This is a genomic window from Pseudovibrio sp. POLY-S9, assembly GCF_001431305.1.
Classification (GTDB): domain Bacteria; phylum Pseudomonadota; class Alphaproteobacteria; order Rhizobiales; family Stappiaceae; genus Pseudovibrio.
The window spans coordinates 322,651-323,615 of sequence record NZ_LCWX01000237.1 but is presented as its reverse complement, the minus strand read 5'-3'; the positions used below and the strand labels follow the sequence as shown (position 1 = coordinate 323,615).

Here is a 965-nt window from a genome sequence, read left to right as displayed (position 1 = left end):
CGCATCCTCGTTCCCCATACCGTTGATCTGCGCAGAATCTTCTGGGAGCTTGGTCATCAACTCATCGGCAATTTCCTTGCCGCGAACTGCATCACGAGAGCCAAGCGCAACGGGAACGCCCGCACGTGCAAACCTGAGTGCAAGCCCCTGACCCTGTGGCCCGGTTCCTCCGATAATCGCTAATGTCATCGGAACATGTCCTCCTTCTTAGATCTAATTAAATCCTGTGCCGAACTCGCCTCCAGCGTCCAGTTCAGTCCGCGAAACAGCACAACAGGCGTCTGGCCTGCTTTGCTGATCACCAGACCGGAAGCAGCGGCCAACTCATCTGCAAAGGCGGGTTCGGTCACACTGAGCAAACGCCCATGTGCATCCGAGTTGCCTTGTTCTTTGATTGTTGCGGGTACACCGGCAAGGCCCACAGCTACGTTCACCTGACCAAGTCGCCAAGGCCGTCCAAAAGTATCCGTAATGGCAAAGCCGATCTCGGCGTTAAAGCGTTCGGAAAGGGCTTCCTGCATGCGGGTAGCGCTGGCATCCGGGTCTTCAGGCAGCAAAATGAGGGTTTCATCTGTGCCGCTGTTGGATTCATCCACCGCAGCATTGGCGGAAATAAAGCCCAAACGGTGCTCACAGATCATCGTCCCTTCATTTTGTGTCGGACGCTTAAAATGGCGAACCACCCGAGTGCTTTCCTGCAAGATGATCTCAATCTTGCGTGGGTCTTTGTTCAGCTCCTCCGCATAGGTCTGCGCCTCTTCACAAGGAGTGACATCTGACAGTCTCACAATGCGGCCTTCCGCCTTTGAGAAGATCTTATGCGCAGATGTCAGGACGTCTCCATCTCGCAAAGAAAGTCCAGCTGCCTCAATGGCATCGCCCAAAATTGCAGCAAGATCATCACCGGGATTGATCTCTGGAATGTTCGGGATCGCATATAGAGAAAGTGTATGCATCAAACAGCT

At 53.8% G+C, this 965-nt stretch carries 2 protein-coding genes; both read right to left on the bottom strand.

All coding sequences use genetic code 11. The features are described 5' to 3' along the window. Window positions 1-189 (bottom strand): NAD(P)-binding domain-containing protein (locus tag PPL9_RS33745; RefSeq protein ID WP_208989633.1); only part of this gene is annotated, 189 nt, incomplete at its 3' end. Then, a partial coding sequence (gene cofE / locus PPL9_RS25455) for a coenzyme F420-0:L-glutamate ligase (protein ID WP_208989632.1) occupies window positions 186-965 on the bottom strand: 780 nt, incomplete at its 5' end. The genes cofE and PPL9_RS33745, both read right to left, overlap by 4 nt.